At 65.7% G+C, this 13,333-nt stretch carries 9 protein-coding genes and 2 pseudogenes; 2 read left to right on the plus strand and 9 right to left on the minus strand.

Annotated elements, in window-relative coordinates; translation table 11 throughout:
* Positions 1-164, plus strand: a pseudogene (locus tag AC0IZJ_RS28080) (EamA/RhaT family transporter); the annotation flags it as partial.
* A 147-nt stretch (positions 165-311) separates the two neighbouring features.
* Here AC0IZJ_RS28080 and AC0IZJ_RS28085 read toward each other — a convergent pair.
* The 8 genes and pseudogenes from AC0IZJ_RS28085 to AC0IZJ_RS28120 all read right to left on the minus strand — a co-directional run bounded on the left by AC0IZJ_RS28085 (position 312) and on the right by AC0IZJ_RS28120 (position 9,670).
* Entirely contained in the window at positions 312-2,660 is a 2,349-nt protein-coding gene (locus tag AC0IZJ_RS28085) for a hybrid sensor histidine kinase/response regulator (RefSeq protein ID WP_471855525.1), read from the minus strand.
* Positions 2,661-2,825: 165 nt separating this feature from the next.
* A complete protein-coding gene (locus tag AC0IZJ_RS28090) occupies positions 2,826-2,999 on the minus strand; it encodes a hypothetical protein (protein WP_471855527.1) in 174 nt (57 codons plus the stop codon).
* A 115-nt stretch (positions 3,000-3,114) separates the two neighbouring features.
* Positions 3,115-4,229, minus strand: a pseudogene (locus AC0IZJ_RS28095) (chromate transporter).
* 50 nt (positions 4,230-4,279) lie between these two features.
* Complete coding sequence (locus tag AC0IZJ_RS28100; protein ID WP_471855529.1) at positions 4,280-5,200, minus strand: Fe-Mn family superoxide dismutase; 921 nt, start codon at positions 5,198-5,200, stop codon at positions 4,280-4,282.
* Positions 5,197-6,132: a chromate resistance protein ChrB domain-containing protein gene (locus AC0IZJ_RS28105; protein WP_471855530.1), complete on the minus strand. Its 936-nt coding sequence runs from the start codon at positions 6,130-6,132 to the stop codon at positions 5,197-5,199. Before AC0IZJ_RS28105 ends, AC0IZJ_RS28100 begins: the two co-directional genes overlap by 4 nt.
* Before the next feature lie 322 nt (positions 6,133-6,454).
* Positions 6,455-7,087 (minus strand): rhomboid family intramembrane serine protease, encoded by a 633-nt coding sequence (locus AC0IZJ_RS28110; RefSeq protein WP_471855531.1) that lies wholly within the window; start codon positions 7,085-7,087, stop codon positions 6,455-6,457.
* A gap of 382 nt (positions 7,088-7,469) precedes the next feature.
* Positions 7,470-8,489 (minus strand): amidohydrolase family protein, encoded by a 1,020-nt coding sequence (locus AC0IZJ_RS28115; RefSeq protein WP_471855533.1) that lies wholly within the window; start codon positions 8,487-8,489, stop codon positions 7,470-7,472.
* Positions 8,490-8,692: 203 nt separating this feature from the next.
* Positions 8,693-9,670, minus strand: coding sequence for a PEP-CTERM sorting domain-containing protein (locus AC0IZJ_RS28120; protein WP_471855534.1), 978 nt, complete (start codon positions 9,668-9,670; stop codon positions 8,693-8,695).
* Positions 9,671-9,938: 268 nt separating this feature from the next.
* Here AC0IZJ_RS28120 and AC0IZJ_RS28125 point away from each other — a divergent pair, with 268 nt between their 5' ends.
* Positions 9,939-12,779: a serine/threonine-protein kinase gene (locus AC0IZJ_RS28125; protein ID WP_471855535.1), complete on the plus strand. Its 2,841-nt coding sequence runs from the start codon at positions 9,939-9,941 to the stop codon at positions 12,777-12,779.
* Here the strand turns inward: AC0IZJ_RS28125 and AC0IZJ_RS28130 are convergent.
* Positions 12,776-13,333, minus strand: a 558-nt coding sequence (locus AC0IZJ_RS28130; protein ID WP_471855536.1) for an ECF-type sigma factor, incomplete at its 5' end; no start/stop codon positions are given. The genes AC0IZJ_RS28125 and AC0IZJ_RS28130 overlap by 4 nt on opposite strands.

A 13,333-nucleotide genomic window follows, 5' to 3' on the forward strand; every position in this document is an offset into this window, starting at 1 on the left:
ACGAGGCGCTGGAACACGAGCACGCGCACCGGCACGACGACGGGCATCACGACCATACCCACTATCCGATGCCCGAACGTGCGCACAGCCATCGGCACCGACATGAGTCGAGTCGGCACAGCCATGCCCATGTGCCAGACGCCCATCACGGTCACGATCATTGAGGCCTTTGCTGGCCAGGCACGTCGACGACACGCGGCTGCCAGGCTTGGTCGATCATGTGGCCGCCGTCTCGCGCTCGAAGTGCGGCGCCAGCCCGTGCAGCAACTCGGCCATGCGCTTCTCGCAAGATCAAGGTTCGTCCGGAAAAGTCATTTTTCGTCGAAGGCCGCCACTTCGCGACCCTGTCCAATCAGCTTGAATACGGCACTAGGTTCCATCGGCTTGGTGAGATGGGCATCAAAGCCGGCGTCGAACGCCCGCCGCCGATCGTTCTCCTGTCCCCAGCCTGTCGCAGCGATCAGCAGGCAATCCGGATGGCCGCTTCGGATGAGCCTTGCCGCTTCGTAGCCGTTCATCTTCGGCATGCCGATGTCCAGGATGGCCACCTGAGGACTGACCTCGGACGCCTTTGCTACCGCTTCGGCGCCGTCATAGGCGATGTGAACGACGTGGCCGGCCATCTTGAGGAGCTCTGCCATCGACCCCACGGCGTCTGCGTTGTCGTCGGCCAAGAGGATCACCTTGGCAGCGGCCTTCGGCGCGACCTCCTCAAGGGGCTTTGGTTCTTTTGCCGTGCAAGTAGCGAGCGGCAAGACGACCTCGAAAGCGCTACCTTTTCCTAGCCCATCGCTGGCAGCTGAGACGGTGCCGCCGTGAAGCTCGACCACCCCTTTGACCAACGCCAGGCCAATGCCCAGGCCTCCTTCCGACCGTTCCAAGGCCGACTGCGCTTGTGTGAACAGCTCAAAGATCGAGTCGGACGAGCGAGGTGCTAGGCCCACACCGTTGTCGACGACGCGCAGGACACAGCGCCCCTTCGCCGCGGCAGCCTCAATGCGGATGCGACCACCTGGGTCGGTGTACTTCGCGGCGTTGGTCAACAAGTTCGTCATAACCTGCGCCAGGCGGACGGGGTCTGCCATCACCACGGGAATCGGCTCTTCGATAGACACCGTCAACTCGTGTCGCTTGCGCTCGATCAACGGCCGTGCGGCTTCGATGGCGGCGTCCAGGGGCTGGCGCACGGAGACGGCTTCCTTGCGGAGCACGAGCCGGCGTTCCGTCACTCGTGCAACGTCGATCAAATCTTCAAGCAGGTGCGACATTTGGTCCACCTGGCGGCGGATGACGTCGACGGACTTTGCGCGAGCCTCCGGTGTGGCTTTAGACGACGACAGCGTTTCAGTTGCGAAGCGGATCGGCGCCAGCGGATTTCGAAGCTCATGCGCCAGCGTGGCGAGGAACTCGTCCTTCTGGCGGGAGGCCGACTCCAACGTCTGAGCCGCGCGCCTGCTGTCCTCGATGTCGGTCGTCGTGCCGAACCACTTCACAACTCGCCCGACGGCGTTGAGCTGTGGCACTGCCCTGGCAAGAAACCAGCGATACGACCCGTCGGCCGAGCGCAGGCGGTACTCGATGTGCCAAGGGACCGTGCCGTCACGCGCGGCGTGCCAGACCTCACGCGCCGCGGGCAAGTCATCCGGATGGACGTACTCCACCCAGCCCCGCCCCAACGCCACCTCCTCAGGTGCGCCCGTGTATGCCTGCCATTGCTTGTTGAAGTGCTCCAAGCTGCCGTCAGGCTTGGCTACCCATGCGATCGCCGGAATGCTGTTGGCGAAGGCCTGCAGCTCCTCTCGCGCTGCGCGTTGATCCGTGACGTCATGCCCTTGCGCCAGGATGCCATCCACCTCGCCCATCACTCCTCGCAACGGCTGGTACACGAAGTCGACGAAGGCCAGCGTTGGGGGGCCGTCCTTCACCTTTTGCAAGGTGATGGGCATGTCCTTGCCGACGTAAGGCTCTCCCGTCGTGCGAACCCTGTCGAGCAGCTTGATGAAGCCTTGTTCGACGACCTCCGGAAGTGCCGACGCGACGGACTTGCCCACGAGGTCCCGAAAACCGACCAGTTGCAGATATTCGTCATTCACCAGGTCGAACACATGGTTTGGCCCGCGCACAACGGCCATGAAGCCGGCCGATTGACGGAAGAGCGTTTCGAGGCGGGCGCGCTGCTCGGTCTGCAGATGAAGCAAGCGTGCCACCTCCGTGGTCTCGACGCACACGCACTGGATGCCCGCGACCTCGCCATTTGCTGTTCGCAGCGGGTTGTAGGAAAAGGTGACCTGCACCTGTTGGACGGCCTCGCCGCGCTTGATGTCAAAGGACACGTCCTTGATAAGCAGCGACTCGCCCTCTAGCGCCCGCTTCACCAGGGGCTCCAGCCCTTCCTTGGCTTCGGCCCACACGTCCAAGTGCGGCTGGCCCATCGCCCAAGGGTGCTTGGCTCCCAGCAGTTCGATGAAGGGATCGTTGTAGATCACCTCCAGCTTCGGCCCCCACGCCACGAACATTGGGAGCTTGGACGAGCACACCTGCTCGGCAGCGATCCGCAGTTCAGCCGGCCATCCGGTAGGAAGCCCCATGCCTGTCGCGCACCAATTCACAGCGCGCGCATGCTTCTCAGCTTCGCTGTCTCCACCGAAAAGTTGCAGCATGGTCATAGGTTCCCAAGGCTGGGCATTGTGAGCGACGGGCGGCATCACGGGTACAACAAGCTGTCCTGCGCACGCTGTTCCTAGCTTCACGGGCCAGGATCAGGAATGCTTCCGTTTCGGTGGCTATCGACGCCTTCAGCAGCGAGGACGTTCGCCCCCGAGAGTTCAGAGTTGATCGCACGGAACTCGGAACTCAGCGCAAACCGACAGCGTACTCACATAGACGCCGCCCTCTGCAAACTTGCGCAACAGCGCGTCGAGTCGGTCGCGGCGGCGGCCACCCTCAATGGGGTTGCACCAAACCAGCACGCCGTCGATGCGCCGCAGGTGGGTGGCCACCTCGTCGGCGAAGTCGTCGTGATAAACGGCGGGCTCAGCGCGACACCGGCCGCCCGGTCCCCCGGATAGAGCAGCGCCAGTGATGGTGCGTCGTCGGCAGCTATGGCGAACCTCTTCAAGCCTGATGGGACAAGGGAAACAGCAGCAGCCCGGCGATGGCCGCTGCGGCGACGACCACAGGCTCAGGAAGCTTCTTGAAGCGCCACAGCACCCCGACGGTGGCCAGCGCCAGCGTGGCCGTCGCAACATCGGTGATCGAGCGCTGGCCGATGACGACCACCGCCCCAGTGATCGCGCCGATGGCCGCAGCCGTCACGCCGTCGACGAAGGCGACGATGCCCGGAGCTTGCCGTATTTCTTGAAATACGGCGCCGGCAGGATGGTGAAGAAGAAGCAGGGCACGAAGGTGGCCGCAGCCGCGACGACGGCGCCCCAGAAGCCCGAGACCAGGAAGCCGATGAAGCCCGTCGTGATGACAACCGGGCCGGGCGTGATCATCGCGACAGCCACGGCATCGACGAACTGCCGGTCCGTCAGCCACCCGTATTCCTGCACGACGCCGCTGTACAGGAAGGGCACGATGGCCAGGCCGCTGCCGAAGACGAAGCTGCCCGCGTAGGCGAAGTAGGCGCCGATCTGGCCGAGCTTGTGCCAGTCCAGCGCGTCGATGGCAAAGAAGCCGGCCAGTGGCGCGGCGATACCGTTGACCTGCCCGCCGGAGAACCACTTGGGCGGCGCGCGCAGCAGCCACACCAGCACGCCCGAGCCCAGGAAGAGCCAGACCACCTCGGACTTGGTGATGACGGTCACCGCCGCACTGACCGCGAAGATGGCCCACAGCAGCTTGTCCTTGCCGATGTTCTTGGTCGTCAGCTTGTAGGCGCTCATCGCGATGATGCCGATGACTGAAGCGCCGACGCCGTAGAACACGGCCTGCATCCAGCTGATGCCGCCATAGGCTTGGTAGGCCGCGCCGATGGCGACGACCATCAGGAAGGACGGCAGCACGAAGGCCATGCCCACGACCGTCGCGCCGAGCACACGGTAATGTACATAGCCGAGGTAGATGGCCAGCTGCGCCGCCAGTGGCCCCGGCATCAGCTGCGCCAGGGCCATGCCCTCCTTGTACTCAGCCTCGGAGATCCACTGCCGCTGCTCGACCAGATCGCGGTACATGAAGCCGACCAGCGCCACCGGCCCACCGAAGCCCCAGGTGCCCAGGCCCAGCATGTAGCGGACAAGCTGCCACAGCGTGTAGCGCGGTGCGGCCTGCAAGTCGCTCACGCCTGCGTCTCCTTGGCTCGAACCTCGCGACCCGCCTGCGTCCAGCCATCGATGCCGCCAGGCAGGAAGCGGGCGCGCACGCCAGCGGCGCGCAGCTTCATCGCGGTCGAGCGGCCGACCTCGTGGCCGTAGACGCAATAGACCAGTACATCGCAGTCCTTGGGCAGTTCGCCCGCCCAGTCCTGCACGCTGGCTGGGTCGCGCCAGCGCGCATCCGGCAGCATCGTCTTGGCCTGTTGGAACACGCCGGCCCGCCGGACATCGAGCACCAAGCACTGCGCCGTGTCGAGGTGATCCAGGTCGGCCGCAAGCGCCTCGCTCGTCGCGTGCACGCCCTGCTGGTAGCGGGTGTAGACCTTGTCCCAGGCGATGTTGGCCATGAAGGCGTCGACATAGGCGGCTGCCGCGGCGCCATGATCCAGGTGGTAGGCGTGCTCGTACATGTCCAAGGCGAGGATGGGCACGCCACCGGCCAGCGCATGGGTGTGATCGGCCGCCCACTGGTTGACCAGCGTGCCCTCGCGCGGCTGGAAGGTCAGCAGCACCCAGCCTGAGCCGCCGCCCAGGGCCTTGCCCATCGCGACGAACTCGTCACGCCAGCGCTCGACGCTGCCGAAGCTGCCGGCGAGCGCCAGCGCCATGGCCGGCGTCATGTCTTGTGCCGACGCGCCGAGCGAGTCGAAGTACAGCTCATGCAGCAGCATCGAGTTGGCGGCGATCAGCTCCTCGCGCTTCAAGCCGTTCAGCTCGAAGCCGGGCAAGGCGCCTGGAGCGGCGGTGCGCAGTTGCGCGCGGATGGCGTTGAGCCGCTTGACGGCGCCGCCATAGTTGTTCTGGTGGTGGCTGCGTAGCAGCCGCTCGGACAAGCCGTTCAGAGCTGCCGGGTCGAAGGGAAGGTCTTGGGGAATGGCGTTCATGGCTTCTCCTCACTGTTCTGGAAAGCGGTCAGCAGGCCCTCGAAGACACCGGCGCTAACCTGCATCAACTGGTCGTCATCGGTGATGGCCTCGCGCATGCCGGCCAGCACGCGCTCGACGCCGGCGGCTTCCAGCGGCTGCACGCCGCCGACGTCCAGGCTGTGCACCAGCAGGCCCATGCGCAGCAGCGCCGGAGTCTCCAGGCCGAAGCTGGCGAGCAGCGTCTCGAAGGTCACGCGCGCGCCGACGTGGGTAAAAGTCGCGCCGTCGAAGTCGAAGCCGAGCGCCTTTTTCGGGCAGTCTGATGGCGACTTCAGCCACATGAAGCGAGCCTTGGGGTCGATGAAGCGGCGGATCAGCCAGGCGCTAGCCATGCGGTCCACCCAAGGGCGGGCGCGCGTGGCCCACAGGCGTCCCTGGTAATCGGCTCGCTCCAGCGGCGAGATGGCACGCGCTGCGGGGCGGGGCTCATCGGGCGACAGGAGCTGGTTGGCCTGGCTCTCAAACTCTTCGAGAGCTTCACGGGCTTGACGCTGGGCCTCGCTGGGGAAGAAGTCGATGGCCACGAGCTGGTCAAAGGCCTTGCGCAGCTTGCGCGCGAACTTGACCGACTCCATCGCCTGCTCGGCGTTGAGCCGCTTGCGACCGTCGGTGATGTCGCCCAGCAAGGCGGCGAATTCGGGGCTGCGGTCAAACAGTGCAGGGAACTGCGCGTCGCTGGACTCCGTACCGAGCAGATGAGCCGTGCCGTCGTTCTGGCGCAGGTCGTCGGCAATCCCCTCTAGCGCCGTTTGATGCTCCGGCGACTGCGGCAGCAGGTAGACGCCATCTCTCAACACCGCCGCACCGGAAGCTTTGAGCGCCCGCCACACACGCATGCGGGCCGCGGCGTTTTCGGTCGGCAGCGAGAGAATGAGTAGCAACCACTTCATGCTGTTGAATATATAACAACATGTCCTGATTGCTACACCACTGGCGCGATGCGCTGCGCAGGAGCAGTAGCGCCCTGCGCAAGACACTTGAACGAGTGTGCAAGACGACGGAATGGCTTCCGGGGGTGAAGCAGCCGGTCAGAGCCAGCGTCCTTCAATGAACGGTCTGCGTGGACGCTGTCGTTCAGGCACGGCCCGCGAATGACTCAGATCAGCCTGGAGCTGTAGCTCAGCGAATTTCGGCTTTGGGCACTGACCTGCCCCCTGGGGGCGGACCGGAAGGCCGTCGGCAGCTTGTGCCCAAAGCGGAAGTTCGCCGAATTCAGCGCGCCAAGTCTCGGGATTGCGCTCTTCTCGCGGCGATGAAGCGCTGGGTGAATCCCGCCAACACGCCGACGGCGACGGCCGCAACATGGCCCGGCTTGGGATGGCCGGCGTGGAGGAGGTCGAGCGCGAATGCGGGCAGCAGCGTGACGCACAGCACGGCGATCAGGTTCTTCGAGCCGGCGTCGGCGCCAACCTGCGTCAGGCCATAACCAGCCAGGCCCACCACCGCCTGGGACGCCCCGGTGCCCAGGTTCCATGGTGACGGAGTGAACAACGTGCTGACTACCGTACCGACCGACCCGGCGATGAACCAGAGCCCAATCCACCACAGAGGCCCTGGCTTGCGTTCCAGCAACACACCGAGCATCGCCAGCGACAGCACGTTGTAGAGCATATGGAGCTGCTTCGCATGTATGAGCTGAGCGGCGACGAGACGCCAAACCTCGAGATCCCGCAGGTGCTCGACGGTCACGGCGCCGTACGGTTCCAGCAGCCGGATGTCAACCGTGCCCATCGGGTGCCCGGTCACTTGGACGGCCACGTACATCGAGTACGCCAAGGTCAGTGTGCAAAGCAGCAGCGTTCCGTAGGGAAAGTGCGTTCTTCTCATCGTGTTCTGGTGATACATGCCCCCTGGGCACCTGAGCGATGTTTTCAAGGCCAACCGAAGGAGTATTCGCCACCGGCTCTGGAAGGAGATTCCGCTCTGTCAGCCGACCGACCTTAGTCCCGAAATCACCCATGAGCGTTCGGAAGCCGCTCATCGTGAGCGACGGGTGACGGCCGATCTAACCTCCCCGGCGATTCATGTGACCGGCAATAATCGCTGCGGTGCCGTCCTTCGACGTCTATTGCGACCTTCCGCTTTGTTGGGCACATTCCTGACCGTCGTCGTCGAGTCGACGACGGCTTCGTGCCAAAAGCGGAGCTCGCCGAGCCGCGTTTACGGGCGTGCTGCGGCGTGACACGAACACCGACGGGAAGATGGACAGTCGGCACCATGGAACGCCCTAGCCAATCCGAAATACGCGTTCTGCGTTGCGGTGAAAGATGCTGGCACGCTGAGCTGCGCTGAGTCCCGCGCCCTCTATGAATGCGACGGCATCACGCATATCTTCGTAGGGATAGTCAACGGCCCACATGACGTTGTCGATACCGGCTGACTTTATGGTCAACGCCAGCACGTCGGAGGATTCGAATCCACTTGTTGTTACAACGAAGTTGCGGCGAAAGTACTCGCTCGGAGCCAAGGACAGCGGTTTCATCCTGCCGTCCTTTGCGCGTCGTGCCGCCATATGGTCCAGGCGCCACATCCAAAACGGCAAGCCTTCGCCCATGTGACCCAGAATGACTTGCAGTCGCGGAAAGCGATCGAAAACGCCACCCAAGATCATCCTGACGGCGTGGGTACCGGCCTCGATGCCAAATCCCCAGATCGAGCCCCCCATGCTGTACTCGCGAAACGGAACTTCCATGCCCTTCGACGGTGCGCGTGGATGCAGGTAGATTGGGCGGTCGAGAGCTTGAGCTGCTTCAAGGATTGGCGCGAACATGGGATCATCCAGATAGCGATTGTTCGTATGAGAGTTCACGATGAAGCCATTCAGACCGAGCTTGTTGATTGCACGCTCCATTTCGTTGGCCGCTTGACGAGGAGTTTGGGCAGGAAAGCACGCCAGTCCGGCATATCTCCGGGGATGCCGCGCAATCACTGCAGCAAGATGGTCATTCGTCGCGACTGACAGCTCGATTGCTTGACCCGCCTCGAACATCTGAACGCCGGGAATCGTCACGGACAAGACCTGCATGTCGACGCTTGCTTGATCCATCTCGGTGAGACGTTCGACATCGACATCAAGGAGCTGCCGACGAAAGCGATCCTGATTGGATCCCGGGCGGGAGCTGCCGAAAATGGAAAGGATGCCTGTTGAAACATCGAGACTGGAGTCGGGTTGGGAGCGAGCGATTTCCAACCAGGCTTCAACCAGTTCAGGCGTCGCAAACGCTTCTTCAGTGGCGATTCGCCTCATGGAAGGACCACCAGTTGCTGCTGAAGCCGCCCCCATCCATGGAGATGCAATGAGCGCACTCCCCGTGCGATTTAGAAATGTTCGACGGTCGGTATGCATTGATGCCTCTGCAGGTTGTCTAGAACGTTCGAAAGAAGCCGGCCAGGATCAACTGGCTGACCGCGCCGGCAAAAACTGACTGGAAGCGGTACGTTCGACGATCATCACGAAGAACAGCGCGATGCGCTGGCAGAGCCGGGGGTCGGCCGCCTGCTCGCGCCCACGGCGGCGAGCCCGAGCGACAGCAGCAGCCAAGTGCCCGGCTCCGGCACGGCAGCAGTCGCGTAGTTGTGCCCGCTTTCCGCAACCAGATCAAGACCTGGCGTGACCGCGTCCAGATAGAAGCGCGCCGTGTTGGACGCATCCAGGTGCGTCTCCTGCAGGTCGCCGTAAAAGGTGAGGTTGCCAGTGCCATCGCCATACCAGCCGGCGCGGTCGTCCGCACCGAGGCTGAGGGTGGCGCCCAGCGACACCACGTCGCCGATCACGCCGTTGACCGTCCTCGGATAGCTGAAGGACGTGTTCGGCACCTTCTGATAGGCCCCGTTGGGGTAGTCATACATCAAGCCGAGGGTCGCGCCGCCGCTGCTTCGCAGGTAGGCGTCGAAGTAGAAGGTGCCACTGTCGTAGCCGCCGAACTGCGGCCCCGCGTGGCCGGCGCCGTTTGACGTGGCGTGCAGCTCCACCGTGTAGACGAACTGCACGGGCGTGCCGGCGGTCAGCGTCGCACTGCTCAGCAACACGGTGTCGGCGAAGCTGCCTCCAAAGCTGCCGACCGCCACGGGCGCGTAGGCCTTGCTCACAGGAACGCTGGGCGCTGGTGACCTGACGAAGGACAGTGCGTCCACCTTGGCCTTGAGCACGCCCGGCGCCGCAAAGGCCGACCCGGACACGGCGGCTCCGCCAACGACATCGGTAGCGCTGGCGATAACGATGTCGCGGTCGCCCGAGACCGCGCGACCGCCGCCGAGCGTCTGTTCGATCACGTCCATCGTGCGCTTCGTGCTGGCGTTGTCCACCGACACATGGCCGCTGCCGAAGGCTTCGATCACCACCACCGCTTGTGCGGAGCCGGCGCAGCAACCCAGGGCCAGCGCGGCCAGGGTCATCAGGGTGGGCGGTGCGTGCAATAGAGACGACATGGATTTCCTTTCGGTGGAAGTGGAACTTCGCAAGGCATCGTTTCAGCCACTTGCTGAACAGCGATACGGAGTTCGAGTCGCCTCTCGGACATTGCGCGATCCCGGGTTTCGAAACATCCGCCGAACTGACAAGGCAGGCGCGCATGCCCCCTAGCTTCAAGGCGCCTGCAACGCGAGATGGGAACGCCGCGGGGAAATAACACCATGTCCGCATCGCCACGCCCAGCGCGTACCGTCCAACATGCGGCGAGTCGTCGACGGAGAACTCATGAACGGTATCAACGACCTGGCGGACAGCTGGCCGGCTGTCAGCGCGTTGCTGGACGAGGCACTGGCGCTGCCGGCAGCCTCGCGGCAGCCCTGGCTGGACGGCTTGAGCGACTCGCCGCCCGCAGTGCGCCAGGCCGTGCAAGCCCTGCTCGCGGCCCATGCCAAGGCGGAAAGTGGCGACTTCATGGGCACCTTGCCGAAATTGCCCGGCGCACCGTTGACGGAGGTCGTCGTCGACAGCGCCGAGCCCGCAGCCGGCGACCTCATCGGCGGCTACCGGCTGCTGGCGCAACTCGGCCGCGGCGGCATGGGCGTGGTGTGGCGTGCCGAGCGGGCGGAGGGTCCCCTGCGCCGTGAAGTGGCGCTGAAGCTGCCCCGGCTGGTCTGGGGCGGCGCCGTCGCTCAGCGGCTGGCTCGGGAGCGCGACATCCTGGCCACGCTGGCGCACCCGAACATCGCCCGCCTGTACGACGCCGGTGTCGATGAGCAGGGCGGCCCGATCATCGCCATGGAGCTGGTGGACGGCATGCCGATCGATGCCTATTGCACCCGCCATGCGCTGCCGCTGCGCGAGCGCCTGGGGCTGCTCCTGCAGGTGGCCGCGGCGGTGGCGCATGCGCACGCCAAGCTGGTGGTGCACCGTGACCTGAAGCCGGCCAACATCCTCGTCACGCCGGACGGCCAGGTCCGGCTGCTCGACTTCGGCATCGCCAAGCTGATGGACGGCGACGCGACCGCCGAGACCGCACTGACCCGCCAGGCCGGGCAGGCGCTGACGCTGGACTACGCCAGCCCCGAGCAGATCCGCGGTGAACCGCTGGGCACCGCCAGCGACGTGTACAGCCTGGCCGTGGTGGCCTATGAACTGCTGGCCGGCCGCAAGCCTTACGTGCTCAAGCGCGCCAGCGCCGCGCAGCTGGAAGACGCGATCGCGTCCATGGACCCGCCGCCGGCAAGCGTTGCCGCCAGCGATCCGGCTGCGAAGAAGCAGCTTCGTGGTGACCTTGACGCCATCCTGCAGCAGGCGCTGCGCAAGGACCCCGCCCGGCGCACCGGCAGCGTCGACGCTTTTGCGCAGGACATCCGCCAGTTCCTCGCCGGGCTCCCGGTGCAGGCGCGGCCGGACACCCGTTGGTACCGGCTACGCAAGTTCGTGCTGCGCAACCGGCTGCCGGTGGCTGCGGCGGCCACAGCGACGCTGGCACTGGTGGCCGGAAGCGGTGTGGCGGGCTGGCAGGCGGTGGTGGCCCGGCGGGAGACCCAGCGGGTGGTGCAGGCCTTGGCACAGCAAGAGGGCGTGCAGCAGCTGTATGCCGAGACCTTGACCACGGTGTCGAACTGGGAGCCGTCGGCGCTCGCGGAGCGCGGTGCGGTGATGCGCCTGCTGCGCGAGAAGGGCAACCAGCTCGTCCAGACGCAATACAAGGACCGGCCGATCCAGACGCTTGGCATCCTGCAAGCCCTGGCCGCGCAGCTCAGCTTCGCTGGACATCACGATGAGGCCTTGGAGGCCGGCGCCCGGCACCTGGCCCTGCTCAAGGCCAGCGTTGGAGAAACGCGCGAGATCCTGCTGGCCCACGTGACCCGAGGCCGCACCCTGCATCACCTGGGCCGCTATGACGAGAGCGAAGCCGTGGGTCGCGCCGGCATGGCCTGGGCACCGGACGAAGATTCGGATGCTGAAGTCGCTCGTGCGCGTGCAGTGCTGGCCGGCGACCTCGGCGCGCTGCTCAGCCGCCAGGGGAAGCGGGCGGAAGCGGAGGCCGTGTTGAGCCAGGCCGAGGCAGTGGCGGCGCGGAGCTTTCCCGAGGAGCGGGACCGCTACTCCATCGTCCACCGCCTGGCTCAGCACCACGTGGGTTTTGATGACCCCAAGGCCTTGAGCCTGGTTCAGCGCGCTCACGACGGATACCTCAAAGCGGCCGTCGAGATCAGCGACCTGGCCTACAGCCTGAGCAACCTGGGCGCGGCCTTGTCGGCCGCCGGCCACCCCGCCGGCGCGGTGCCTGTCCTGCGCGATGCGGTGCAGCGCAACCAGGAACTGTTCGGCGCCTTCGACCGCGACACGCTGCGCGCGGTCGGGCGCCTGGCCGCGGCACTGGCCGGGCAAGGCCAGCACGACGCGGCACGCACCTTGTTGGCGGAGCGCCGCGCCGCGCTGCGGCAGGCCGCCGAAGGTCCCGACGTCAGGGGCGGACTCGTCATCATGCAGGGCCGCCTGCTGGAGAACGAGATGCTGCTGGGCGACCTGCAGGCCGCGACTCCGTTCGTGGGTCCCCTCGATACAACCGTGCTGGCCGATCCCACCGTGCGCGACGCCGCGACCTACATCGTCATGGAGGCTCGGTCGTTAATCTGGCGCGGCCGTGCGGATGAAGCGCTGCAACGCCTCAAAGCCATGGAAGCCGCCCTGCCCGCCGGCCAGCGACAGGGGCCGACCGCCTTCGCGCTGGCGGCGGCCAGCACGGAAGCTCTGCTGGCCGCGGGCCAGGACGCCGCGGCCCTTCAGCTCGCAAACGGGCTGCAAGCCGACATGACAAAGTCTGGCGCCACCGCAACATGGCTGTACCGCGTGTCCGCCGAGCAGGCTGCAATCGCCTCCGCACGCGCCGGCCGCAGGGATGCGGCCCTGCGCCTGCTGGATGTCGGCGCCTCGGTGGCCGCGCCATCGGCGGTGGAGCGGGCCGAGTCGGCGCTGCGCCGCGCGGAGGTGCTGCGCCTGGCCGGCCGCACGGCCGAGGCAAGGGCCTCCGCGCAGAACGCCTTGACCGATCTCGCCGGCCAGCATTCGCAGAGCCCGCGGCTGCTGCAGGCGCAGCGGTTGCTGCAGGCGGGCTAGCTCCGCAACGCCATGCTGAGCAGCGCCCGCGCCTTCTCCCAGTCGCGTCGCACCGTTCGGTCGGTGAGGCCGAGCGCCTCGCCGATCTCCAGGTCGCTCATGCCGCCGAAATAGCGCATCTCCACCACGCTGGCGAGCCGCGGGTCGAGCCGGGCCAGTTCCGCCAGTGCCGCATCGACGTCGAATATCTCGTCTTCGGCCTGCAAGGCGTCCGCGCCGCTCGCAGTGTCCAGCGGCACGTGTTCGGCTCCGCCACCGCGCCGTTCGGCCCGGCCGGCGCGCGCCATGTCCACGATGATGGAACGCATGACCCGTGCCGAGTACGCAAGGAAATGGGACCGGTCGTCGACGTTGAGCCGCTGCTGCGCGACGAACTTCGCATAGCACTCGTGCACCAGCGCCGTGGTGTCGAGCAAGGTGTTGCGCACGTTGCGCGCCAGGCGCGCATGCGCAATGCGGCGCAAGTCGTGATACAGAACCTCGAACAACTTGTTGAAAGCGCTGCGGTCACCTACACGCGCAGCGGCGATCCATTGAGTGATGTCGGCCATGCC

The organism is Roseateles sp. AC306, assembly GCF_979253795.1.